This is a genomic window from Flagellimonas sp. 389 (assembly GCF_018449435.1).
Taxonomy (GTDB): domain Bacteria; phylum Bacteroidota; class Bacteroidia; order Flavobacteriales; family Flavobacteriaceae; genus Flagellimonas.
In genome coordinates this window covers 47,429-70,590 of the sequence record NZ_JAHCMU010000005.1, presented here as the reverse complement: position 1 = coordinate 70,590, position 23,162 = coordinate 47,429, and the positions used below count along the sequence as shown (strand labels likewise).

The following is a 23,162-nucleotide window of genomic DNA, read 5'->3' as shown; positions in this document are numbered from 1 at the left end:
TGTTATTCATATCGCATGGCCTCAATGGGATCTAATGTAGCCGCTTTTCTTGCCGGATACCAGCCAAAAAAGATACCGGTGATTGCACATACCGCGAACGATATTACGATGGAATACCCTGTGACGCTTGTGGGCCATGAAAGCATTTTTTCTATAAAATAAGTAGTACTGAGTCCTAAAAATACACCAATTAAACCACCTGTGATACTGATCAGAATGGCTTCTATTAAAAACTGCATCAAGATATCACTACTTTTTGCACCAACTGCCAACCGTAAACCAATTTCGCGGGTTCGTTCCTTGACGGATACGTACATAATGTTCATAATTCCTATGCCACCTATGAGTAGGGATATACTGGCTATGGCCACCAATAGTATTGTCAGCATTTCACCGGTGGAGCTAAATGTGGAAATCAGTTCCTCCATGGAGCGAATCTCAAAATCCGCAGTTGCACCCTTTTGTATTTCGTGTGATTTGTTCATAAGTTCCGTTACTTCTTCGACTGCCTCCTCAGATTGCTCTTCACTGATGGCTGAAGCCGTAATGGATTGTAAATAATCGATGGCCAAGATTCTTTTTTGTACCGTTGTGTAAGGCGCCAATACTACATCATCTTGATCCTGCCCAAAGGTGTTCTCCCCTTTCTCTTCCAAAACCCCTATGACCTTGAAAGGAATATTGTTGAAGCGAATCATCCTTCCTACGGGATCTTCGCCGTTCGTGAATATGTTCTCTACCACGGTCTGGCCAATTACTGCAACTTTTGAAGCGGATTTTACTTCGACATCCGTGAACATGCTCCCACTCTGTATTTCCCACACGCGTATGGACAAATATTCGGGATTGACACCGTAGATGCTCGACGGCCAATTATCTGAACCATAGATGACCTGGCCATTGCCATCTACCTGAGGCGAAACATTTGTCAGTAATGAAGCTTCGGACTGTATCAACTCAAAATCATCCAAAGTCAACGATTGCATTTCATTTCGGCTCAAACGTACGCCCCCCTGTCTTTCGGCATAGGGCCTTATGGTAATCATATTAGATCCCATGCTAGAGATTTGCGCCTTAATGCTCTGTTTGGAACCTTCTCCTATGGCCAGCATGGCGATAACGGAGGCAACCCCGATAATGACTCCCAACATGGTCAAAAGTGCCCTGACCTTGTTCAGGACAATTGCTTTGAAGGATATTTTCAATAAGTTTAGCATTCTCATGTCAATCCTGTTTTGGTATTGCTCTTAAATCGTCGAGGGCTACGCGTACGTTAGTGTTCTTTTCATCCCTAATGATTTTACCATCCTTCAAAACGATGGTCCTCCCACTAAAACTGGCGATATCGGGTTCATGGGTCACAAAGACAATAGTTTTGCCCTGTCTGTTCAGTTCTTGAAAAAGGGCCATGATTTCATATGATGTTTTGGTGTCCAAGTTTCCTGTAGCTTCATCTGCCAAGATGACCACAGGGTCATTTACCAGGGATCTGGCAATGGCCACGCGTTGTTGTTGACCTCCTGATAATTGTGATGGGGTATGGTGCAATCGGTCAGATAAGCTTACTTTTTCCAAAGCCTCCAACGCCCTCTTTCTGCGCTCTTCCACGCCAATGGAATTGTTATACAGTAATGGCAGCTCCACATTTTCGAGGGCGGTCGTCCGGGGCAGAAGGTTGTAGGATTGAAAGATGAACCCTATTTTTTCATTACGAATTTGGGCAAGTTGATTTTTACCCAAATCTTTTATAGAAACACCATCTATTTTATATGTTCCCGAAGTGGGTCGGTCGAGGCACCCGATAAGATTTAACAAGGTGCTTTTACCAGAGCCACTGGAACCCATAATGGTCACAAACTCCCCCTCTTCGATACCGAAGGAAATCCCATCCAATGCATGAACCGTATCTTCCCCCATTTTAAAACTTCGTTTTAAATGTGCTAGGTGTATTGCTTTCTCTTTCATAGTCTTTCATTTTATTGGGGTCCCCGACCGCCACCTGGGGGTTTTGGCGGCATAAAAGGATTTTCACTTTCTTCGTCTCCAGAAGGGGCAGTTTTGGTATTTTCCATATACCGCATTTGGTATACCAGTTCTTCCCCTTCCTGTAAACCGCTTAGCACTTGTACATTTACACCATCACTGGTTCCTAGGATCACCTCTTTTGGTTTTAAGGTTCCATTGTCATCCATCCAGACCGTTGTGCTTTCATCGCTAAATATCCGCTCGCCTTTTCGGGGCTGTTGGTTTTCCTGTTTATTTTGTACTAGATAAGCCATCATCATGGTTCGATTGGGCCTAAAATTAACGGCCTTTGCCTCTATGGTCAATACATCTTTCAGTTCGACCGTATAGATGGATATTGTTGCCGTTAGTCCGGGTTTGAGTTTTAATTCGGGATTGTCCGCTTTGATGACTACGGTATAAGTGACCACGTTGGAGGTAGTAGTAGGGTTTAAGCGTACTTGGGTCACTGTACCCGAGAATTCTTCGTTCTGATAGGCATCTACGGTAAACGAAACGCGTTGTCCCGCTTTTACCTGCCCAATATCAGCCTCATCGACATCAGCCTCTACCTGCATTTGTTTCAAATCTTCGGCGATGGTAAATAGGGTGGGGGTACTATAGCTCGCCGCCACGGTTTGGCCTTCATCCACGTCGCGTGACAGTACAACACCGTCTATTGGGGAATAAATACTCGCATAGCTCAAGTTGGTCTTCGCACTTTTAAGATCGGCCATGGTTTCTGTTACCGAATTCTTTGCGACGTTGAGGTTATAGAGTGCTTCATCATAATCAGAATTGCTGATGACCTTATTATCGTGCAAAACTTTCTGTCTGTCATAAATGGTCTGTAGATAGTCCAAGTCGTTAACGGCCCTATCATAATTGGCCTGTTGCTTGGAAAGCGTTGAGTGCAAAATGGTCTTGTCCAGTTCCGCGAGCAATTGTCCCTTGGTGACCACACTGTTATAATCCACATAAATCTTTTCCACAACGCCCGACACTTGTGTGCCGACCTCTACTTGTTCAACAGGTTCTATGGTGCCAGTAGCCGTGACCATTGTAGTCACCTCCCCTTTTTTTGATTCTACGGTAAGGACTTCTATTTTAGAATTGCCATTATTGGCGAAAACAACATGGTATAGCCCAAGTGCAAGTACAATGACGCCAATTCCTGTCCAGATTAATGTTTTTTTATTCTTCATCTCTCGCTATGTTTTATATGACTACTGTATGTTACCCGATTTCCATAATTAGCTTCGTTTTGCTCTAAACACTAAATCTTAATCTTGTTTCCTTGATAAAATTCCAACAGCTGCGTATATAGGAGGTTCAAGTACTTAGCCTGAACATAATTTTGTTCAGCATTGGTATAGGTATTTTGGCTCAATATCAAATCTGCCGTGCTCAAGGCTCCAAGTTCATATTGTTTCTGAGCCAGTTTGTACGATTCTAAGGCCGCTGAACGTGCCACTTGGGAAGCCTCCAGTTGATTTTGGGCTGTATTGGCATTTTGCCATGCGGTTTCTATTTTTAGGTATAAATCTTTCTTTTCTTGTGTCAATTGTAGTTCTGCAATATCCTTATTTACTTTTGCTATCTGAACATCCGCTTTTGTTCTATTTCTATTGAAAATAGGGATGCTCAATGACAATCCTGCCCTTTGGTTGAAGTTAACATCGAACTGATCGCTGAAATCCAGTTCTTGGGTAGAGGTATAACCGGTCCCAATGGTTCCCGTAAACACCAAGGTGGGCAAATATTGGCCTTTGGCAATAGCTATTTGTTTATTAGAGAGGGATATGTTGGTCTCGCCAGCATTTATTTCGGGCAATATGTCCAGAGCTTTTGTATATACTTCGCTCAGATTCGGAATTTTATCGAAAATGAACTCAATGGAATCTGCTATCTCTAAGGGTTGACCTGATGGTAGTTCCAACAATTGTTTTAAGGTCACCAGTTGCAGCGCATAATCATTTTTTGCAGTGATTACATCATATCGATTGGTTGCTGTTTGCGATTGGGCATCCATATAATCACGTATAGCTATTGAACCAGCTTTGTATCTCGCCTTGGCAGTTTCTTCTTCTTTTCCCGAAGTTTCCAAATTGTTTTGAGCGATTTTGATAGCTTCTTTACTGTAGAGTAGTTGTATATATTGTTCTAAAATGCTTAAAGTAATATCGTTTTTGGCCTGTTCCTCAAAAAAGCCATTTTGGTCTACCAGTAACTTACTTTGTTTAATTTGATTATTGATTTGGTTACCTTGATATAAGGTCAATTGCGTATTTAGTCCCAACGCCGTTGAATTTATCTGCTGTGAAACAAAGTCACTTGTAATAGGGTCAATGGAATTACCATTGGTGAAATTTTGATTGGCATTACCAATCAAGTTGGGCAATCTGGAAGATTTTGAAGCACTATATTCTACTTCAGCATTATTTTTTGTCAGTGTGGCTTCCTTCACTGTAATACTATGATCAAGGGCATAAGATATACATGTTTCCAAGTCCCATATTTTTTCCTGAGTGGCTTCGACTTGCTGAGCGATAGAAAAGTTTATTCCAAGTATGGCGGTGACTATTATGTAAATATGTGCTCTCATAGGAATTTTCCAGTAATTCAACATATTGGAACAAACCTATTAGGTATTGGAAAAATGGGGAAACGAAATGGACAGTTTTGGGGATTGACTAGACGAACGCCCTTTTTTTATAGATGGTTTTTGAATATAATCATCCAGTTCGGTTAAAACTGTGATCCCATGAATGCAAAATTTTATGTAGCTCGGTTATATCGTATATAATTAAAGCTATTTCTATTTTTTGTAGGCTTTCCACATTCTTAATTTTTTGACTGCAAAAAATTAAGAATGGCCTTAAAGGTTGTTTTAGGAAGGGTAATTATTCTCCAGACGCCAATCGTATGGAAATTTGTTGTTCAATTCGATTGCCTTTATCATCTACGGCGGTAAGTGTATAGTTGTTGGGTTCTATATCCAATATAAGCTCATGAAAACTCGTGGTCATACCAACATAGCGCTCATTCAAATACCAGTAGACAATACTTTCGTTTTGTTGGTGTGCCAACTTAAAGATTACTTCCGTAGTTTTTTTGCCCAGATCTTTGGGAAGAAGTACCGTTTCATTTCGTTTTGGAAATATAAATTCCATGAGCCTTGCTTCTGAAATCGAGCATCCCTGTAGAAAATTTGGTAACGGTTTGTAATTCGGATTTGAAGCGGTATAGTAATACTCGATTACCGGAGGAAGCGTAAACCAATTTTTGGCTATCATGTTTTCCAAAGGATAGCATTCAGAATTGACTCTATACGCTTCTGAGTTGTCCAAAAAAACCTGATGGTGATAAGGACATTGTATACTTTTCTTTCCATGTATTGGTAAAAGTTCTTTTTTGGTGATATCACAAAAAGCAGAAGCACGATATCCACTTTGAGAACAAGTTTCAAGTGCTGACAAATCATCAAAAGGTTGCTGAAACCAACCACTATTTGGAAGTACATCCAAAATATCGAATAAAATAGGTGCGGCTGCAGTAATACCTGTCAATCCGGGTCTTCCTTCGCCATCAGCATTTCCTGCCCAAACCCCAATGGCATATTTTGGAGTTACGCCAACGGCCCAAGCATCCTTAAAACCAAAACTTGTACCCGTTTTCCAGGCGATACGCTGCGAAGAATCAAAAAATTGCCAGTTTTCATTTCCTTCTGGGCGATTGACTTCTTGTAATGATTTAAACGTATGGTACAACGACCCGGCATTTAGAACGGACGGATTAAATTGCTGTTCGCCAAAGTCGTTTTCACTTTCAAAAAGATAGCTGGGTTCTAAAAATTCGCCTGTACGATATGTGCTGGAATTCGATATAAAGTAATTTAAGGTCGATGCAGCTGAGGCATAGGTTTTGGTAACGTCCCATAATGTGCTTTCAGCTCCACCTAAAATCAATGATAGCCCATAATGCCCCGCAGGTTTGTTCAAAGAGTGCATATTCATTTTGCGGAGCTTGTTGTAGAATTTTTGAAGTCCGTATTCTCGTAACAATCTAACTGCAGGAACATTGAGCGATCGTGATAAAGCCCTACTTGCGGGTACGGCACCAGAGTGCTTCTTATTGAAGTTTTTTGGATTATAACCGTTGATTACTGTTGGAACATCTTTGACCAAAGTATTTGGCAACAATTGTCCTTCGTGCATGAGCGATGCGAAAAGGAAAGGTTTTAAAGTACTGCCCGTGCTTCGATTTTTTGTGATGATATCCACATAGCTGCCATGTTGTTCGCCCGATTGTGAATTACCTACATAGCTTAGTACTTTCCGAGTTTCAACATCCAATACTAAAATGGCAAGATTATGAATTTCATTACTTTTTAGTCGTTGGTAATGGCGTTCTGCAACAATATTTGCTTGATTTTGTAAATACCTGTCGATAGACGTTTGTATACGTTCGCCCTTATGCTCCTTTTTAACGCGTTCTGTTAAATGTGGCGCATTGTTTGGAAGAGGTATTGGTTGTTGCGGCAAGGGTTCGGAAATGGCAAGTTCGTAGGTGGTTTGGTCAAAACATTTTTCATCCAATAGTTTTTTGAGCAACCTATTTCGTTTTTTCAATAATGATTCATCATTCCTCCCTGGAAATATCAATGATGGAGTATTTGGAAGCACGGCCAAAGTAGCCGATTGTCCCCAACTTAGCTCGTGTGCAGGTATTCCAAAATAACGCCAAGATGCGGTTTCAAGCCCAACCACATTACCTCCGTAAGGTGTATATGTGGCATATAGTTTTAGAATTTCCTCTTTGGAATGGCGAAACTCCAATCGTGTGGCCATGAAGATTTCGATACATTTTTCAAAATAAGTACGCCTTTTGTTTTTTCTGCTCAGACGAATAACCTGTTGGGTGATTGTACTGCCTCCTCGGCGTGTATTTTTTGTTAGGTTGTATATTATAGCGTTGAAAATAGAAATTGGATTAAACCCTGGATGTCTATAGAAATATTCATCTTCAAACAGTAAGACACTTTGCTTAAAGCGTTCTGGAATAGAATCAATTTGAGGAAAACGCCATTGACCATCATCCGCAATCCGTGCTCCTATCAATACATTATCTGAACTTGTCACCACCGTTGAAGTAGGCTCTTTAAAAAGCTCCTTGGGCAAACAGAACAACCATAACAAGAATACTATCAGAAAAACCGAAACTTTAATTTTATGTTTCGGTAAAAACCTTTTTAAAACTGATAAAAAATCGGTCATCCCATTATTGTGACACTTTTATCCATTGCCCCTTATTACGGGCATATCTATTATCATCGTACATAGCTTCGACCTGTGATCCAGGTAGATAATAATCTCCCAAAAAGGAAGCATTTAGCTTTACCGTAAAGGTTTTGGATTTTTTTGAACCAAGGTCAAAATAGAAATTGGTTCGATCATCTCGCGTATCAATATACTCCGCTTTACTCGAATTTGAATCTCCTCCGCCCGCATAGGAAGTATTCACGATTTCCCAGCCACTTGGAACAATTTGTGTTAATGCTAGATTATCAATATAGTCATTTGAACTATTAAAAACAGTGAGCTGAGCTTGCAACTCTGTACCTTGGCGAAGGTTGGATACATCAATGGAATTTCCAATGGCATCTAGATATCTTACCGACAAGGAGAGGTTTCGTTGTTGTGCCAACTCTTCACCTACAGGTAATTTGCCTGTTTGGGTAAGGGTGGCATAGATAACATTCCCTTGTTTATTATTAACGGTGATTTCACTTTGTGCCGATGTAATTGAAAGTCCTCGTTGTGCAATAGCTCTATCTGTTTTTACGGATATTTCCTTTCCATTATTGGTAAAAGTTAAATTAATGGATTTACCGCCATTTTTTGCTACCATCTTTGCCATGGCCAAAAGGGCAAAAGATGTTTCTTGGGTACTGTACCAACTTTGGGAAGATAATTTTTTCGCCAATGAAATGGCCAACTCCCGTTGTTGGTCATCTCCAATGATTACCATGGTCTCCAATGCCATCGCCATATTCCTAAAAACGGAGCCATAAGTTCTATAATTATAGGAGTTAGGCTGAAAATTGATGTTTGCCTTCTGTATCAATTGCTCGGCTACTTCTTTCTTGCCTACCAATGCGTAAGCTGCAGCTAAACGCCATTTGGCTTCGTTACTTAAATTTTTAGCTTCCCGCAATCGGTTCATGGCGGCAAGCTCTGGTTGTTGTGCCAAGGCAAGGGTGTATAGCCTATAAGCTTGTGCAATATCTGTATTGTAACTTGTACGTTGATTGCTCCATTGGCGTGCAGTATTCTTTTGGTAGCGTAACCAATTGCTCAAAAATGTCAATGGCAATTGATACCCTTTCTGTTTGGCCTCCAACATAAAATGTCCAGCATATGAAGTTCCCCAATCGTCAGCATAGCCGTAACCGGGCCAATAACTTAATCCGCCACTAGGCGCTTGGAAATCGTTGAGCTTCTTAATGGCGGCTTTGATGTTTTTCTCGATTTCCTTTTTTCTGTCAAAAGTAATATCCAGTATCTCTGTCAAAAATAATTGAGGAAAAGCAGCAGAAGTGGTTTGCTCCACACAGCCATGAGGATACTGTAATAAATAGTTCATCCGTTTTGAAAAATCCATAGGAGGCAATGTTGAGAACTCTATAAATGCCGTATTTGTTCCGGACGTTCCAAAAGTTTCAAAAGAAATGCTCTGTGATTGATTCTCCGTTACGGTGTACAAGGTGCTTTTTGTGGTAATTGGGTTAGGGTTTTCTACATCGACCTCGGTTTCATTACTAGCACGCTCTCCGTTACCAGAAGCCGTTACTTTTATGGTCTGAAATGATTTGCTCGGATTTACCTTAAAATCAAAATTCACGATTTGTTCTCCAACCGAATTGAAAGTGATGTTTTTCGTAGTGGCCCCTATAGGTTCAAGCGCTTTTCCTGCATCAATGGAAACCTTTACATTTTTCACCTTTTTCTCCATGGCAAATACAGTAACGGGAATAGTAACTGTTTCCCCAGGCGATAGTTTTCTGGGTATCGAAGTCAATACCATTAAAGGCTTCCGCACAGGAGTAGCCTTTTCGGTTTTTCCATAAGCACTGTTTTTGTTCCCCGCAACCACCATGGTACGAACGGAACCAACATAATTGGGCATATCAATGGTGTGCGTTGTTTTTTCACCAGCTTTTAAAGTAAACGGCCCTAGATATGTTACTACGGGTTTAAAACGTTGTGCTTTCCTGTTTTTAGCACCCTCACCAATTCCACCACCACCAATGGCATAGATATTATCCACACTTATGGAGTAGGCGCCCATGACATCATCAAAGATGTCAAAGGTCTTTACGCCCAATGCTTGTCTGGCATAAAAGGAGGAATGTATTTCTGGGGTTTTAAAACGTGTAAGGTCCAATAGTCCTTCATCCACAACTGCAAGTGAATACGTCATCGGTTTTTTGTTGCTTTCTGAAATGGTCACTTTATATGACTTCTCGGGTTCTAAAACTTCGGGCATTTTTAGCTCAGGTTTTAGAAAGGTAGCGGGATTTTCAACTAGTAGGGGCACAATACCGTACAATCGAATGGGCAGGTCGTTCGCTACCTGACCATGGGGCTGCAACAGCGATATGTTGATATAGGCATTCGGAGCCATATCTGCTGTTATGGGAATGGTGGCCGTGGTCTCCTTTGCAGAAGTTTCGATCCATTGTTGTGATAAAACTTCAGAGCCATTTTCGATACTCAATAATGCTCTTCCTCCTACATCCGAAGGAAATGTGACCACTGCCTGATCGCCAAGTGTATATTTTTCCTTATCAGCGGAAAAAATCAGAATCTTTGAGCTTTCCGTATCGCCAGATGCAGGTCTTCTCCACCAATTTCTGTAGAAGTATGCAGTTCGTCCCGTAGCATGACCAGATACTTCATCGATAACGCGAATTAAATAGCGACCCCCTTCATCGTCGGGAATGTTCACCCTAAAATTGGCTTTTCCGTCTGCACCGGTAGTTACGGTCATTTCTTTAAAGGGTTTATGAACGGTAGCGTTTTCATAGCGAGAGAGATTGTCGTAGCCTCTGTTCCACCACCAACGCCATGCTATCTCAAAGATTTTTACTTTCAGTTTGCGATTGGCTGCTTTTTTGCCATCTGCGTCCACGGAGATGACATCAAAAGTGGTATCCTCATCTGTTAAAAACGAACCATATCGTTTTGCTTTTGGAGAGCGTAATCCCACAAAGTGTGAAAAAGGAGCAAGTTTCTTGGAGAAAACATCTATGGAGAAATCACCACCGCCTTCAAATACCTTAGTTGTGAAGGTGGCTTGTAACATCCCGGGGGCATTGGTGTTGGCCGTAATTTTTTGGTCAATGTTCAATGTTCCCTCTCCATTTAATTTTGAGGTTACAAATTGAAGTTCCGTTTCATTATATGTGCGAACCGGATCTTGAAAAATGTATCCTTTATGTTTTGGGAATGCATTGGAAACCTGTTGCAGTTTGGCGTTGACATCAATTTTTAAATTACGGGCAGGCGCACCGTGCAACCATTTTACTTCAACTTTTCCCTTGTTGTTTCTATTTGCTTTTAAAACTTCATCTTCAAAGTCAAAACTTACCTTTAAGCGATTGGGTTTAATGGTAGCTATTTTTAAACTTTTATTGAATTGCGCTCCGCCTACAATAATCTTGGCATTCCAAGTTCCTGTAGGTGATGTACTCTTTGTCGTGATGGGGAAATAGTAAAAGTTTCCTTCTTTTTTTGCATACAGTCCATCAGAAACGGGAACGGTTCCCTCTTTAAGCACATTTCTTTGAACCAGTTTTCCTCTGGAATCGGTAACTTCTATAGCTACGGGATGTTTTGCTGGTAATGGATTGGCCTTATCATCCAATACAAAGGTGAGATGAATTGGATCGCCCGGTCTATGCACGCCTCTTTCGGTATACATGAATCCTTGAAGGCCACTTTGTAGTTTTTGTCCCGAAACATCGAATTTGCTTAATGATAGTGCATTGCCATCAGCAAGTTTGGCGTAGGCGAAATTGTTGTTTTTTTCGGCAATGGCGAAAGCAACATTAGCATCTCCATCATAAATACCAAACCCGGAAGCATCTGTTTTTACTTCGGTAAGTAACTGCTGCTGATAATTATATAGTTTTATGGTTGCACCAGCTTCGGGATTAGTGGTCACGAGATTCGTTGCCGCAAAATGGTAAGAACGATTATTACCTTTTTTGACGATAAGCCCTAAGTCGCTACCTAAAAGATTAGTGAATGCAATTCTATCTGAATTGTAAAAAGCATTATGACATGGATTATCCCGCTCTTCCCAATTATAACTGTTGTCTCTCCAATAATAGAGTTCATTGTCCCAATAACGTTCTTCTCTGGCTTCTTCACTAAGGTTTTGCGCTTCGGCTATGGAATTGGTTGCTTCATCGCTTTCTGAATTTCCAGAACCTTCGCATCCGTAAGTAGTATGTTCTTTTTTAAAACTGAATTCTATTCGGTATAAAGAACTGGGATTCACTTTTATAAGCTTTGATAGGTCTAGGGCATGAGCTTTCCAAGAACTGGTGTCGTCATCCTTATTTTCAACTAACGGAATTACCTTGTAAGCTACCCTACGACCAACAGTTCTAATATCCGAGTTGTATCGCTGGGTTAGATCATTGTGTTGAAGGTACTGCAACATATTGTTTTCAAAGACCTGGATTACCCTTACTTCGACTGCTGAAAGGTTTACCGTCTCAAAATATATTGGCGTGGAAGCGGCATTAGGGAGAATAGTACCTTTAGAGATTAAGCGTACGGAAGGTTTTAACTGTTCAAAGGAAACCAATTCAGAAAATGGTTTTTTGAGTGAGTAGCCGTATTCGCTTTTTATGCCTTCAAAAACATTGACACGTACCTGCCCTAAAATTCGGTTGGCTGGATATACTTGTAAAACGTTGCCATTGATTTCATATCGTAAACTTTGGGCGCCTTCAATAGTGACAAGCCCGTTAAGGTTTTGATTTTGTTTTAAGGGATCGGAAAAGTTAAGCGTTAATGCAGCATTTGGGGCAGTTGATGTTTTGGCATCAACAACAATAAATTTGTTTAGGCCAGGTATGGTGTAATTTTCCGAGCCTTTATTTTCTGTTCCCAACGCTTCTCCGTTCCAGCTAATTGCCAATTCGCTATCATCCGTTTTGCGCGGAATGCTATCAATCTTAAAAGTGAAATAGCGAGCATCTTCTTTTGTATTTTCCCATTTTACAGAAATCTTTTTATCGCCTTGTGCTACAGAAAGAACGCTGTTTATTTTGGAAGCATTTAAAATATCCGAAGCTTCTAGGGTTCCTGTTAGATATTGCCAATTTTTACTGTAGGATTGTAGGTTGCCAAGGTTGATCTTAAAATTTGGGGTTATGGTCTTAAAGCTGAAGGTGTATTCCTTAAAGTCGCGGTCAATGGCATCAAAAAGTTTGTTTAGCGCTACACTCACGGCATATTCCGTATCAGGCTCTAGATATTCCGAAGGTTGAAAAACAAGTTCCCTTCCGTTTTCGATGGCCAGTTTACCTTCTATTTTTGGTGAGATCTTAAAATATTCCGAGGGCAGTTCCTGTGTCAATTCAAATTGATCAAGCTGTTTTGCAAGTACAACTTTAATGGGGGTCGATATACTTTGTGTCCCATTGGTATGGTAACTTATATAATCCTTGAATTTGAAGAGATTATCGGTATCCAAGGAGCTATCGGTTTTCTTTTTGCAAGAACCAATAAGTACCAACATTGAAATTAAAAATAATCTGAAATAACGTCCCATTTGAAAACCTTTAGAGTTAAATGTATATTAAGCACAGCCAAAATACTTTAAAAAAGAGATATGAAATACACGGTAAATGGGGTTATTGAGCTTGCACTCCATTTATTTAAGCTGCTCTATTTGTAACGGATTCTTTTTAAGAATATTTTGGGAGAGATTTTTTTAAAAATGTATTAGTTTGATTTTATTATAAAGGCACAATTTTTTTGAAAATCACCAACCTCCTGAAGCGCCTCCGCCTCCGAATCCGCCTCCACCGAATCCACCGCCAAATCCACCGCCAGACCCGAATCCACCACTACCAAACCCTCCACCCGATGAGCCACGGTAACCTCCACGTCCCATATTGCTGAGAATTATGATGTCCCAAAGGTCCAATCCTTTTTTCTTGTTTCCAGGTCCACCCCTGTTGTTACGACCTTTTCGAGATAGAATAATGAGAATTATGATGAAAATAATAAAGGGTAACACTGCCTTTAATGAAAACCCTTGATCATTTCCAAAAGTTCGATCTTCTTTAAATTCTCCGTTCAGTACTTGAAAAATTGCATCGGACCCTTTATTGAGTCCGCCAAAATAATCTTCTTTTTTAAACTCGGGGATAATTACGGATTCAATAATTCTTTTTGACATAAAATCCGTAAGATTACCTTCCACACCATAACCGGTATTGATGGCTATTTTGCGATCTTCCTTCGCTAAAAGCACAAGCACCCCGTTGTCTTTGTCAGCTTGGCCAATGCCCCATTTTTGTCCCCATTGTGCTCCTAAATAGTTGATATCCTCACCTTCGGTAGAGTTGATAATGGCAATAACGATTTGGGTGGATGTACTATCTGAATACCGAATCAGTTTTTGCTCTAAAGTTTTGTTTTGGGCGGCAGACAAAAGGTTTATATAATCATAAACACTTGTTTGTTCTTTGGGTTTTTCCGGAATGGCGAATTGTCCATTTATGAAATTAGAAGCAAAAAGTGCTAAAAAGAAAGTAGTTAATAGAATTCCTCTAGACGAAAAAACAATATTCCCCTCATCTGGAGGGGCCATGGGAGGCCTACCCTTTGGATACCGCATCGCTGAGTTCATTGGTGTCGTTATGGTCCCAAGGAAAGTGTTCTTCCAATTCCTTTCCGGCCCTTAGTATGCCTTCTACTACACCTTGTTTAAAAGCTCCTTTTTTAAAATGTTCGGCAATAATGTCCTTGGTCGAGTTCCAGAAGTCTTTAGATACGGCACGGTCAATGCCTCTATCACCATAAATAACAAACTTTCTATCATCTACTGCAACGTATAGCAATACTCCGTTTTCTTCTTTGGTATTGTCCATTTTAAGAAAGTGGAACACTTGCTGGGCTCTACTAAAATGGTCGATTTTAGCAGATGCTTCGAGGTGGACTCGTATTTCTCCAGATGTGTTTTTCTCGGCTTCCTGTATGGCCGCGATGATTTCCTGTTCCTCTTCTGCGGTTAAAAACTCCTCTACGTGCGACATGCTCAATCGAATTCGAAGTTTACATCAGGAGCATTTTCTGCACCTGGATTGGAACTGAACAAGGCAAGACGGTCGAAATTGGCAATGCCCGCAATAATATTGGTCGGTATTTGTTCGATGGTTATATTGTACTCTCCGGCAAGATTATTAAATCTATTGCGCTCTACGTTGATACGGTTTTCCGTGCCCTCCAGTTGGGATTGTAGTTCCAGAAAATTTTGGTTCGATTTTAGATCGGGATAACGCTCTACGGTGACCAAAAGTCGGGAAAGTGCCGAGGAAAGACCTGTTTGTGCCTGTTGGAACTGGGCCAGTTGTTCTGGTGTAATATTATTGGCATCAATGGTGGTAGAAGTAGCTTTTGCTCTAGCTTCAATAACGTCTTTTAAAGTTCCCCTCTCAAAATCTGCCGCTCCCTGTACGGTCTTAACGAGGTTGCCAATTAAGTCACTCCTTCGTTGATACGAACTTTCCACATTGGCCCATTGTTTTGTAGCTTGTCCTTTCATATCTACAAGCATATTGTTCGTTCTTACGTACCATCCGCCAAGGATTACTGCCAGTACAACGAGTACGATTACAGCAATGATGCCTTTTTTCATTTTTTTGGTTTATTTAGTGTTAGTAGATAGGTGTGTTATTGGTTTTTTTTGTTACGCTTTTACTTGAATTTTTAACTTCTGACTTCTGACTTCTGACTTCTGACTTCTGACTTCTGACTTCTGACTTCTGACTTCTGACTTCTGACTTCTGACCTCGTTCGTATTTCTACCTTTTCAAAGTTGTTCCTTAATTTTTAAAAGCTCGGCTCTTACTTTTTGTAATTTTTGTACGACCTCAAAATTAGAAAGTGTTTTTTGTTTTTCTTCCTTTAAATGAATTTTTGCACCTTCAAGGGTAAAGCCTCGTTCTTTGACCAAGTGATAGATCAACTGTAAATTTTTGATGTCCTGTGGAGTGAATTTTCTATTGCCCTTGGCATTTTTTTTTGGTTGGAGTACATCAAACTCTTTTTCCCAAAACCGAATCAACGAAGTATTTACATTGAATGCTTTTGCCACTTCGCCAATGCCGTAATATCGTTTTTCGGGAAGGTCTATATGCATTAATCCAGGGATTGGTTTTCTTGGTTGGCGAATTTGAGCATGTTTTCAAACTCTTCCGCCGTTAAACTTCCATAGTAGAAATTAATGGGATTGATGCGCTCTCCGTCCTTAAAGACCTCGTAATGTAAGTGGGGGGCTTCAGAGCGTCCTGTATTTCCAACAAAACCTATCAAATCGCCACGTTTTACCTTTTGGCCTTTACTAACATTGTATTTGCTCAAATGCGCATACAGTGACATATAGCCATATCCATGATCTATCCTAATGTGTTTTCCGTATCCGGACGAGCCATTGTCGGCACGTTTGATCGTTCCATCTCCAGTTGCATAGATGGGAACGCCCCTGGGAGCGGTAAAATCCATGCCCCAATGCATTTTTCTTGCCTTGGTGAAAGGGTCGGAACGCCATCCGTAACCAGAAGCCATTCGAGTTAAGTCTTCATTACGTACAGGTTGAATGGCAGGTATGGATGCCAATAACTTTTCTTTTTCTTCGGCAAGTTTGGCAATTTCATCCAAAGATTTGGACTGAATTACCATCTGTTTTTGAATGATATCCAACCGCTCGGTAGCATTGATTATAATTTCGGAATTATTGAAGCCTTCCAAGGATTTGTACCGATTGATACCACCAAAACCTGCTTTTCGTTGTTCTTCCGGTATAGGGTTAGCTTCAAAATACAATCGATATATATTGTTGTCCCTATCCTCAATATTGGCGAGCACTTGCTCCATTTGCTCCATCTTCTTCATCAGGATTTCATACTGAAGCTCATAATTGTTCACCTCACGTTCCAGAGAAAGCTCTTTAGGCGTGTTCAAAAGACTAGTGTTCAGTAGTATGACAAGCCCTAAAAATCCAAATAAAGCCGCTCCTACTATGAAAAGAAACAAATTGCGATACTTCTTGGACTTTTTAGGTTCAATCTTTCTATATGAAAGTGTATCTGGATCGTAATAGTATTTAACTTTAGACATGAAGGGATTTTATCCTATTTTTGCGCTTTCTTTCTAATGAAAACAAGCAAATATAAAAATTGTTTTGCTTAAACTGTTAAATTTAATAAAACCCTAGCAATTCCGATGACATCCCAAGAAGTTAGAACTCAATTTTTAGACTTTTTTAAAGGGAAAAACCATAAAATAGTTCCTTCCGCACCAATGGTTATGAAAGATGACCCAACATTAATGTTCACCAATGCGGGAATGAACCAGTTTAAGGAGTATTTTTTAGGGAATTCCGTTCCTAAATCCAAGCGTGTTTCTGACAGTCAAAAATGCCTGCGGGTCAGTGGTAAGCATAACGATTTAGAGGAAGTGGGAAAAGATACCTATCACCACACCATGTTCGAGATGTTGGGGAATTGGAGTTTTGGCGATTATTTTAAAAAAGAGGCGATTCAGTGGGCTTGGGAACTGTTGACAGAAGTCTACGGTATAGACAAAGATAGTTTATATGTTTCCGTCTTTGAAGGCAGTGACGATGCCGATAATTTGGAGATGGACAAAGACGCTTTTGCGTTATGGAAAGCCATTGTTCCCGAGGATAGAATAATCATGGGGAACAAAAAAGATAATTTCTGGGAAATGGGTGACCAAGGTCCTTGTGGCCCTTGTTCGGAGATTCATGTGGACATTCGCCCCAAAGAAGAAAAAGCAAAAGTTTCTGGTGCTTCGTTAGTGAATCAAGATCATCCACAAGTTGTGGAAATCTGGAACTTGGTCTTTATGCAGTATAACAGAAAGGCCGATGGAAATTTGGAAAGCCTTCCAGAAAAACATGTGGATACGGGAATGGGCTTTGAAAGACTTTGTATGGTTTTACAAGGGGTCACATCCAATTACGACACCGATGTTTTTACCCCATTGATTCATGAGATAGAAACCATAACAGGGCGTAAATATGGCAAGGATGAAGAAACGGATATTGCCATACGAGTTGTGGCGGATCATGTTAGGGCCGTAGCATTTTCAATAGCGGATGGACAATTGCCGAGTAATTCCGGTGCGGGCTATGTTATCCGCAGGATTTTAAGGAGGGCCATTCGATATGGTTTCACATTTTTGGGTACAAACAAACCCTTCATTTACCGATTGGTGAAGGTGTTGTCCGAAATTATGGGCAAAGCATTTCCAGAACTTCGCGAACAATATCAATTGATCGAGAATGTGGTGAAGGAAGAAGAAAATTCTTTTTTAAGTACGTTGGAGCAGGGATTGGTGCTATTGGATTCGGTCATAAAATCTTCTAAAGCAAAGATCATAGATGGCCACAAGGCCTTTGAACTTTATGATACGTTTGGATTTCCAATTGATTTAACTGCTTTGATTCTTGATGAGAAAGGATACCAACTGGATAAGACAGGTTTCGAAAAAGCCTTAAAAGCCCAAAAAGATCGATCAAGGGCTGCTTCTGAAGTGTCCAAGGAAGATTGGACCGTTCTAATGGAGGATTCGGAGCAAGAGTTTATCGGTTATGATCGTTTAGAAGCGGATGTCAAGCTCGTAAAGCATAGAAAGGTCAATAGTAAAAAAGACGGTGATCAATTTCAATTGGTATTTAACCTAACTCCATTTTATCCGGAAGGAGGGGGGCAGGTAGGTGATAAGGGGTATTTGGAAGTTCCAAATGGTGATGTTGTCTATATTGTCGATACCAAAAAAGAAAATAACGAAATCGTACATTTCGCTAAAAATTTACCAAAGGATACCTCGGGAACTTTTAAGGCAATTGTCGATAAAAAACAGCGATGGCGTACCGCAAGCAATCACACGGCCACGCACTTGTTGCACCAAGCTTTGAGAGAAGTTCTGGGAACGCATGTGGAACAAAAGGGTTCGGCCGTACATTCCAAATATTTACGATTCGATTTTTCACATTTCTCAAAACTGAAGGTAGATGAACTACGCGCAGTAGAAAATTTTGTAAATGCCCGTATTGAAGGACAATTACCGTTCGAAGAAAATAGAAATATTCCATTGAAGGAAGCTATGGAGCAGGGGGCAATGGCACTGTTTGGGGAAAAGTACGGGGACACGGTACGTACCGTTAAGTTTGGTCAGTCCATTGAACTATGTGGTGGTACACATGTAAAAAATACAGGTGATATCTGGCACTTTAAAATAGTATCCGAAGGTGCTGTTGCAGCGGGAATTCGAAGGATTGAGGCGATTACCTCGGATGCTGTCAAAGAGTTCTACTTTAAGAACAATAGAATGCTTTTTGAAATTAAGGATTTACTGAACAATGCCCAAGACCCGGTCAAGGCTGTCAACGTCCTGCAAGAAGAGAATGCTAGTCTAAAGAAACAAGTGGAGCAACTTTTGAAGGATAAGGCAAAAGGACTTAAAAATGATTTAATTTCAGAATTGGAGGATGTGGATGGCGTTCGATTTTTAGCTAAAAAAGTTGATTTGGACGCAGCGGGAATCAAAGACCTTGCCTTTGAAATTGGCGGGCAGTTGGATAACCTGTTTTTATTGCTCGCAGCTGAAAATGATGGAAAAGCGTTGTTGTCCTGTTACATTTCCAAAGAATTAGTGACCAATAGAAAAATACATGCAGGGAACATTGTCCGTGAACTTGGAAAACATATTCAAGGGGGAGGTGGTGGACAACCGTTTTTTGCTACCGCTGGAGGTAAGAATCCGGCCGGAATTAAAGACGCACTTAAAAGCGTCAGGGAAATGATTTAGGAAATTCTATGGGTTATGCGGTTTTTCAAAGTAAAGACGATTAACTGGAAATATATCTTGGGTGAGATATTCTTGATTTTTGTGGGAATCAATCTTGCAATTTGGTTTAACGATTGGAATGCTTCAAAAACAATTCAGAATGATAAAGAGATAGCATTGACCAAGATAAAAGGAGAGTTGGAGGCTAATTTGGAAGAGTTAGTTGTTAATAGAAACCTTAATCAAAAAATACCTTCTTTTTTTGCCGAAATGGACAGCTTGAAGATGGATAACAAAAATCTACTTCTTGTTCCTTCCGTAATGTACGAATTAAGAAAAAGGTATCCATCACAGATCAGAGGTGTTGATTCTGTTAAGACAGATGATGAACTTTACGAGTATCACGTAGATGCTTTTATAAATCTCGAGATTACGGATTTGAGCAGTATAGCATGGGATGTTGCAAAATCCACAGGTATATTCCATGAGTTTGGATACGATTGTCTTTATGGTCTTCAAGGATTGTACAATACACAGGACTTGGTAAAAATTGAACTGGAGAACGCTACAAATGCTTTACGAAGCGGTTCCATGCAAGAATTTTTAAGAGTGCTCGAATTTATGGTGCAAATAGAGAATCAGCTTGAAGATCAATATCAAAAAATGATAGAAAGCATAGATAATTGCAAGTAACCTATCTAAATGAAATTACAGACTATAGTTCCATTAAAAAAGGAGGAAGCCCAAATTGATTATCAAAGTAAGATATTGCTACTAGGCTCCTGTTTTGTGGAAAATATAGGTCAAAAACTTAACCATTATAAATTCCAACAAGTTCAAAACCCCTTCGGAATTTTATTTCATCCGCTTTCTATTGAAAATTTGATAGAGCGTGCTTTACATGATGAAATGTATCACGAGAACGAGGTTTTTGAGCATCAAGAAATCTGGAAGTGTTTTGATGCGCATTCCGATTGCAGTGCTACATCGAAAACAGCATTGCTTCAGAATCTAAATGACGGACTTCATCAAACCAAAAATCAGTTAAAAGAAGCTAGTCACATCATTATTACCTTAGGGACTGCTTGGGTATATCGGAATACTGAAAGCGATAGCATTGTTGCCAATTGCCATAAAGTACCGCAAAAACAATTTTCAAAAGAATTATTGTCGGTGAAGACTATTCAAGATTGTTTGGAACGATTGATTGATTTGATTCAATCCGTCAATGAGAAAGCAACATTAATTTTCACGATTTCCCCTGTCCGCCATCTAAAAGATGGTTTTATTGAAAACCAAAGAAGTAAAGCAAATCTGATAAATGCACTCCATCACGTAAAAGAAAAGCAAACTATTTCCTATTTCCCTTCTTATGAAATCATGATGGACGAACTAAGGGATTATCGCTTTTATGAAAAGGATATGGTGCACCCCAATCAACTTGCTATAGATTATATATGGGAGAAATTCAAATGGGTATGGATTGCTGAAGAAGCATATTCCAGCATGGGGGAAGTGGAAACCATTCAAAAAGGATTATTGCACAGACCTTTTAACCCCGATTCAAATGCACATCAAAAGTTCACGGCTTCACTTCAAGCCAAAATTGCCTATCTTCAAAAAAAGTATCCCTTCATTCAATTCTAAAACATGAAAAAAGTACTGTTTGGGGCATTGATCGCACTGGCATCGGTATTGATTTACAAGTCCTGTACGGACGATAAGGAGGAAAAGGCGGTCTTAAAAGAAAGTTCGTTGCTCATTCAAGAAGAATTGAAAAATGTTTCCAAGCTTATTGTTACCGAGGGCCATTTCGCCGAAGTTTACAATTACAAGGATTCGAAAGAGCTATTTGGCTCACTCATTTCCGCCGACAAAAAAGCTTTGGTCGTAGTGAATGCTGAGGTTGCTATTGCATATGACCTTTCCCAAGTGGATTATGAAATAGAAGAGACAGAAAAGACGATTTACATTAAGTCCATTCCAGAACCTGAGATAAAAATAAATCCTGATTTTGAATACTACGATGTATCTGCAGATTACCTGAACCCTTTTAGTGCCAGTGATTACAACAAAATTAAAAATACGGTCAAATCTTCATTGCTAAAAAAGATTGAAGCATCGTCGTTAAAATCCAACGCCGAAAACAGGCTGGTCAGCGAACTTTCAAAACTCTATGTGCTTACAAATTCCTTGGGCTGGAAGTTGGTATACAATCAAAAACAAATTGATTCTTCAACTCAATTAGATGCTATGGGAAAAACTATGGTCGACTAAGCTCAGTCCGTCATCAATCAAATGACCCACTTTAGGATTATGTTGTTTTACGGTTTCCAAGTGCTCTATAATCTCTTTCTGGAAATCTTCATCACTACTTTTTTTGGCCAACTCATAAAGTTCCGTAGGTAATAACCAATCGTTAGGATGCTCTTTTTTTATTTCCTGAAACACCTTGTGACGGGAAATGGTGGTATTTTTACCTTCTCTAAATTCTCTTATCTGTTTGTAATAAACTTCCAATTGTGCTCTTTCTTTACTCTTTTTGGACTTGATCGTAGTTTCTGTAAGTTCGTGCGTGATGAGATTAAAGCTGTTTAAATCTGCAGGACCGTTAAATGCAGAAACCACTTCTTGGCCAATAGCCATATGGTACAATCCCCAATCTGGCAAGAACAGTAGCGTTCCATCATGCATTACCCTGCAATCCTTGAACGTTATTAAAATTATTTTTCCTTGAAGGTTACGTGTACCTGTAACTATGGTGCCCTCAACGGTAACTCCCCCTTCAAATTCCAACGATACCTGTTCTCCTTCATATATTTTATAGGCTTTTAAGTCGCGCGGACTCATATCTTCTATGGCAAGATTGATGCCTTTTAGCTTTCCGACAGGGGAGCCAAAGCCTTCAGGATGTTGTTCCGTACCGTGCCCTACTAATTCTTTTTCTCGATAAGATAGTGCTGTTGGGCCAACGGTTCGTAGGTAAATAGGTTTTCCATTGTGGTCAATAACAGAGTTGAACTGTCCGGATATTTGTATTCCCGTGCTTAGTTCTATGCTTCCGAGCGCTTTGGAGTCAATCAGTTTTTGTACTCCAGAAAGACCACCGGTGCGTAGAGCCATCGTATTGGCAAAGTCTTCCAAAACTTGACTTAAATGCGCAAAATTAGGAGTTGCAAAAAGTTGGGGCTGTGGTTTTGTAATATCAAAAGCTATATTGGCGGCCTCCAAGGTATAGGGCTCTTTTATTACATCACTCTGCATGCACCATTTGCTTTCTCCAATAGACGATAGCAATCCGGCTCCATAAATTTTTGCATTTTCTGGTGAGCCAATCAATCCATACTCTACAGTCCACCAGTGTAAGTTGCGTATGAGGGCCATTTCACTGGGTTTGCCCATGTTCTCTTGAAGTTCCTCAATATGTTTTTCAGCGGTATCAATTTCATCTTGTGGTGTTCCGGCAGCTTCTTTTATGATAGAAAGATGTCTCACCGCTTGGTAGAGTTCATAATCCTTGGCACTAGATATTGCTTTACTGCCAATTTCCCCAAAACGCCTTAAATATTCCGCATATTCTGGGTTGGCGATAATAGGTGCATGTCCGGCCCCTTCGTGGATAATGTCTGGCGCTGGAGTGTATTCAATATGTTCCAATTGTCGTATATCCGAGGCAATGACAAGCACATTATAAGCCTGGAATTCCATAAATGCTGAGGGTGGTATAAAACCGTCAACAGCAACCGCCGCCCATCCAATTTCTTTTAGAATACGGTTCATCCCATACATATTGGGGATATGGTCAATGGATATACCGGTCTTTAACAAGCCGTCTACATAAGATTTGTGGGCTACTTTGCTTAAATAGTCTACGTTTTTCCGCATTACATAGCGCCAGACCGCTTGATCAATGGCAGAGTAATCCTCATAATTCTGTGGTTTTATGAACTGTTTTAGATGTTTTGGTAACTTATCTAGTATGGGATTGGACTCGTAACTCATGTTTCGTTTTTACTATCCCCTAAAGATACAAAA

General features: G+C 40.1%; 16 protein-coding genes. 4 read left to right on the top strand and 12 right to left on the bottom strand.

Going from position 1 to position 23,162, the window contains the following annotated elements:
- Nucleotides 1–2: 2 nt before the first annotated feature.
- The 11 genes from KIM67_RS05870 to KIM67_RS05820 form a co-directional block, all read right to left on the bottom strand.
- Complete coding sequence (locus tag KIM67_RS05870) at nucleotides 3–1,223, bottom strand: ABC transporter permease (RefSeq protein ID WP_213830419.1); 1,221 nt, start codon at nucleotides 1,221–1,223, stop codon at nucleotides 3–5.
- A gap of 1 nt (nucleotide 1,224) precedes the next feature.
- Entirely contained in the window at nucleotides 1,225–1,965 is a 741-nt protein-coding gene (locus KIM67_RS05865) for an ABC transporter ATP-binding protein (protein WP_213830418.1), read from the bottom strand.
- Between the two features lie 11 nt (nucleotides 1,966–1,976).
- Nucleotides 1,977–3,209, bottom strand: a complete 1,233-nt coding sequence (locus KIM67_RS05860; RefSeq protein ID WP_213830417.1) for an efflux RND transporter periplasmic adaptor subunit — start codon at nucleotides 3,207–3,209, stop codon at nucleotides 1,977–1,979.
- A 71-nt stretch (nucleotides 3,210–3,280) separates the two neighbouring features.
- Nucleotides 3,281–4,609, bottom strand: a complete 1,329-nt coding sequence (locus tag KIM67_RS05855; protein WP_213830416.1) for a TolC family protein — start codon at nucleotides 4,607–4,609, stop codon at nucleotides 3,281–3,283.
- A gap of 298 nt (nucleotides 4,610–4,907) precedes the next feature.
- Complete coding sequence (gene pbpC, locus KIM67_RS05850; RefSeq protein ID WP_213830415.1) at nucleotides 4,908–7,280, bottom strand: penicillin-binding protein 1C; 2,373 nt, start codon at nucleotides 7,278–7,280, stop codon at nucleotides 4,908–4,910.
- Nucleotides 7,281–7,284: 4 nt separating this feature from the next.
- Nucleotides 7,285–12,855, bottom strand: a complete 5,571-nt coding sequence (locus tag KIM67_RS05845) for an alpha-2-macroglobulin (RefSeq protein ID WP_213830414.1) — start codon at nucleotides 12,853–12,855, stop codon at nucleotides 7,285–7,287.
- A 213-nt stretch (nucleotides 12,856–13,068) separates the two neighbouring features.
- The gene (locus KIM67_RS05840) at nucleotides 13,069–13,902 is read right to left on the bottom strand and encodes a TPM domain-containing protein (RefSeq protein WP_213830524.1); all 834 of its coding nucleotides are present in this window, start codon (nucleotides 13,900–13,902) and stop codon (nucleotides 13,069–13,071) included.
- 7 nt (nucleotides 13,903–13,909) lie between these two features.
- Nucleotides 13,910–14,347: a TPM domain-containing protein gene (locus KIM67_RS05835; RefSeq protein WP_213830413.1), complete on the bottom strand. Its 438-nt coding sequence runs from the start codon at nucleotides 14,345–14,347 to the stop codon at nucleotides 13,910–13,912.
- Nucleotides 14,348–14,349: 2 nt separating this feature from the next.
- The gene (locus KIM67_RS05830) at nucleotides 14,350–14,949 is read right to left on the bottom strand and encodes a LemA family protein (protein WP_213830412.1); all 600 of its coding nucleotides are present in this window, start codon (nucleotides 14,947–14,949) and stop codon (nucleotides 14,350–14,352) included.
- A 174-nt stretch (nucleotides 14,950–15,123) separates the two neighbouring features.
- Nucleotides 15,124–15,453 carry a MerR family transcriptional regulator gene (locus KIM67_RS05825; protein ID WP_213830411.1) on the bottom strand — a complete coding sequence of 110 codons (330 nt, stop codon included), beginning with the start codon at nucleotides 15,451–15,453 and terminating at the stop codon, nucleotides 15,124–15,126.
- Nucleotides 15,453–16,430 (bottom strand): M23 family metallopeptidase, encoded by a 978-nt coding sequence (locus KIM67_RS05820; protein ID WP_163417794.1) that lies wholly within the window; start codon nucleotides 16,428–16,430, stop codon nucleotides 15,453–15,455. The genes KIM67_RS05825 and KIM67_RS05820 overlap by 1 nt, the downstream gene beginning before the upstream one ends.
- Nucleotides 16,431–16,535: 105 nt before the next feature.
- On the opposite strand from KIM67_RS05820, the gene alaS reads away from it, so the two are divergent.
- From alaS to KIM67_RS05800, 4 genes are read left to right on the top strand one after another with little or no spacing between them, the layout of a single operon-like run.
- Nucleotides 16,536–19,148: an alanine--tRNA ligase gene (gene alaS, locus KIM67_RS05815; RefSeq protein ID WP_213830410.1), complete on the top strand. Its 2,613-nt coding sequence runs from the start codon at nucleotides 16,536–16,538 to the stop codon at nucleotides 19,146–19,148.
- A gap of 15 nt (nucleotides 19,149–19,163) precedes the next feature.
- Entirely contained in the window at nucleotides 19,164–19,820 is a 657-nt protein-coding gene (locus KIM67_RS05810; protein ID WP_213830409.1) for a hypothetical protein, read from the top strand.
- Between the two features lie 9 nt (nucleotides 19,821–19,829).
- A complete protein-coding gene (locus KIM67_RS05805; protein ID WP_213830408.1) occupies nucleotides 19,830–20,774 on the top strand; it encodes a GSCFA domain-containing protein in 945 nt (314 codons plus the stop codon).
- A gap of 3 nt (nucleotides 20,775–20,777) precedes the next feature.
- Nucleotides 20,778–21,404, top strand: coding sequence for a DUF4230 domain-containing protein (locus tag KIM67_RS05800; RefSeq protein WP_213830407.1), 627 nt, complete (start codon nucleotides 20,778–20,780; stop codon nucleotides 21,402–21,404).
- Here KIM67_RS05800 and KIM67_RS05795 read toward each other — a convergent pair.
- On the bottom strand, nucleotides 21,372–23,129 hold the full coding sequence (locus KIM67_RS05795; protein WP_213830406.1) for an aromatic amino acid hydroxylase: 1,758 nt from the start codon (nucleotides 23,127–23,129) through the stop codon (nucleotides 21,372–21,374). The genes KIM67_RS05800 and KIM67_RS05795 overlap by 33 nt on opposite strands.
- Between the last annotated feature and the right edge of the window lie 33 nt (nucleotides 23,130–23,162).

Excerpts from the sequence above, each read along its gene's own strand:
- KIM67_RS05855 (WP_213830416.1), bottom strand. The coding sequence starts at position 4,609 with ATGAGAGCACATATTTACATAATAGTCACCGCCATACTTGGAATAAAC.
- KIM67_RS05865 (WP_213830418.1), bottom strand. The coding sequence starts at position 1,965 with ATGAAAGAGAAAGCAATACACCTAGCACATTTAAAACGAAGTTTTAAA.
- KIM67_RS05810 (WP_213830409.1), top strand. The coding sequence starts at position 19,164 with ATGCGGTTTTTCAAAGTAAAGACGATTAACTGGAAATATATCTTGGGT.
- KIM67_RS05800 (WP_213830407.1), top strand. The coding sequence starts at position 20,778 with ATGAAAAAAGTACTGTTTGGGGCATTGATCGCACTGGCATCGGTATTG.
- KIM67_RS05840 (WP_213830524.1), bottom strand. The coding sequence starts at position 13,902 with ATGGCCCCTCCAGATGAGGGGAATATTGTTTTTTCGTCTAGAGGAATT.
- KIM67_RS05845 (WP_213830414.1), bottom strand. The coding sequence starts at position 12,855 with ATGGGACGTTATTTCAGATTATTTTTAATTTCAATGTTGGTACTTATT.
- KIM67_RS05805 (WP_213830408.1), top strand. The coding sequence starts at position 19,830 with ATGAAATTACAGACTATAGTTCCATTAAAAAAGGAGGAAGCCCAAATT.
- alaS (WP_213830410.1), top strand. The coding sequence starts at position 16,536 with ATGACATCCCAAGAAGTTAGAACTCAATTTTTAGACTTTTTTAAAGGG.
- pbpC (WP_213830415.1), bottom strand. The coding sequence starts at position 7,280 with ATGACCGATTTTTTATCAGTTTTAAAAAGGTTTTTACCGAAACATAAA.
- KIM67_RS05795 (WP_213830406.1), bottom strand. The coding sequence starts at position 23,129 with ATGAGTTACGAGTCCAATCCCATACTAGATAAGTTACCAAAACATCTA.
- KIM67_RS05835 (WP_213830413.1), bottom strand. The coding sequence starts at position 14,347 with ATGTCGCACGTAGAGGAGTTTTTAACCGCAGAAGAGGAACAGGAAATC.
- KIM67_RS05830 (WP_213830412.1), bottom strand. The coding sequence starts at position 14,949 with ATGAAAAAAGGCATCATTGCTGTAATCGTACTCGTTGTACTGGCAGTA.
- KIM67_RS05825 (WP_213830411.1), bottom strand. The coding sequence starts at position 15,453 with ATGCATATAGACCTTCCCGAAAAACGATATTACGGCATTGGCGAAGTG.
- KIM67_RS05820 (WP_163417794.1), bottom strand. The coding sequence starts at position 16,430 with ATGTCTAAAGTTAAATACTATTACGATCCAGATACACTTTCATATAGA.
- KIM67_RS05860 (WP_213830417.1), bottom strand. The coding sequence starts at position 3,209 with ATGAAGAATAAAAAAACATTAATCTGGACAGGAATTGGCGTCATTGTA.
- KIM67_RS05870 (WP_213830419.1), bottom strand. The coding sequence starts at position 1,223 with ATGAGAATGCTAAACTTATTGAAAATATCCTTCAAAGCAATTGTCCTG.